At 43.1% G+C, this 1,568-nt stretch carries 2 protein-coding genes; both read right to left on the bottom strand.

Features of this window, described 5'->3' with window-relative positions; genetic code table 11:
- Window positions 1-173: 173 nt before the first annotated feature.
- The gene (gene ndk / locus LD39_RS14975) at window positions 174-620 is read right to left on the bottom strand and encodes a nucleoside-diphosphate kinase (RefSeq protein ID WP_035548876.1); all 447 of its coding nucleotides are present in this window, start codon (window positions 618-620) and stop codon (window positions 174-176) included.
- Window positions 621-712: 92 nt separating this feature from the next.
- The coding region (gene hepT, locus LD39_RS14970) for a heptaprenyl diphosphate synthase component II (protein ID WP_035548873.1) at window positions 713-1,568 on the bottom strand (856 nt) is incomplete at its 5' end.

The raw sequence follows: 1,568 nt of genomic DNA, 5'->3' as shown, positions 1-1,568 counted from the left end.
GGAAAGCGAACCTTTTCCCGCAGCCCCAAACTCACACGAATGTCTGGAAACTGAGTCTTCAACAATCGGGTGCTTTAGTGGAATAACAAAAGAAGCTTACTATTCAGGTAATTGCACTTTTCTTATATTCCAATGAAAAAACCGCCTGTTAGATAGGCGGTTTTTCCATTGGATTAATAAACCCAGCTTAAATTATCTTTTGTATAATCGGCTTGCTCATTTTGATCAAAGAAAAGGTTAATTTCCTTCTCTGCGCTTTCTGGTGAATCTGAACCATGAATGACATTTTTACCTACAGTGACACCGAAGTCCCCACGAATGGTTCCAGGAGCCGCTTCTGCGGGCTTTGTCGTCCCCATCATCTGGCGTGCCGTGGCTATTACTTCTTCCCCTTCCCATACCATCGCGAATACAGGACCGGAAGTAATGAATTCTACGAGTTCTCCAAAAAACGGCTTTTCTTTATGTTCACCGTAATGCTTTTCAGCAAGCGACTCAGGAATATCCATTAACTTAGCACCCACCAGCTTGAATCCCTTTTTTTCAAATCGTGAAACAATCTCACCAATCAAATTGCGTTGTACTCCATCAGGCTTAACCATCAAAAAAGTCTTTTCCATGTCATACACCTCATTTTATGTATTAGAATTGAAAGCGCTTTTAATAAGTGCCATAAAGAGTCTATCAAATTAAGCGATGGAAGGCAATAGAGTCAGGTCCTTCTTTTACCAATATATTTAGCAATTCCTTTTAATGTCTGCTTCGCTCGACCAGCCGGAAGTTTTCCAAGAGAATCGTAGGCTTTTGCTAGGTATCTTTCACTGATCTCCAGCGATTTTTCTATAGAGCCATTGCTCTTGATTTGCTGAATCACTGGTTGCAGATCTGCTGGAGTTACAGCCTCTCCACTGGCAAATAACGCTTCAAGCTGTTTCTTGAAGCTTTCTTCCTCCATGGAGTAAAGCGCTGGCAGCGTAATGTTCCCTTGCAGTAAGTCACCGCCTGCCGGCTTGCCCAGCTCCTGCTCAGATGCTGTAAAGTCCAATACATCGTCAATAATCTGATAAGACATACCTACGTAGTAGCCATACTGATATAAAGCGATTTCTTCTTCTTTATCTACATTCGCTGCTATGGCTCCTAATCGACAACTAGCCGCAATCAGCAAAGCCGTTTTACGCTTGATGCGTCGAAGATAGGTGCGCAGGTTTTGGTCGAGATTGTACTTATCACGGATTTGCTCGATTTCACCCAAACATAACTCAACCATCGTTTTAGCTAAGATTTGGTGGGCTCTTGGATTTTCTAATGCTGATAGATTCTCAAGAGACCGCGCGAAAATATAGTCTCCTGTGTACATCGCGATCCTGTTGTCCCAGCGTGATTTAATTGTAGGTTCCCCACGTCGAAGCTCTGCTTCATCAATCACATCATCGTGAACGAGGGAAGCTGTATGTATAAGCTCTAAAGAGACTGCGACGGCTTTCATCCGCTCTATGTCGTAATCTCCAAATTTTCCTGCTAATAAGACAAAAACAGGACGGATTCTTTTTCCGCCCGCCTGCAAC

The organism is Halobacillus sp. BBL2006, from assembly GCF_000786645.1.
GTDB lineage: Bacteria > Bacillota > Bacilli > Bacillales > Halobacillaceae > Halobacillus.
This window is presented reverse-complemented; position numbering and strand designations above follow the sequence as displayed.

What these genes read in the sequence shown, in the direction of transcription:
- ndk (WP_035548876.1), bottom strand. Translation starts at nt 620, where the DNA reads ATGGAAAAGACTTTTTTGATGGTTAAGCCTGATGGAGTACAACGCAAT.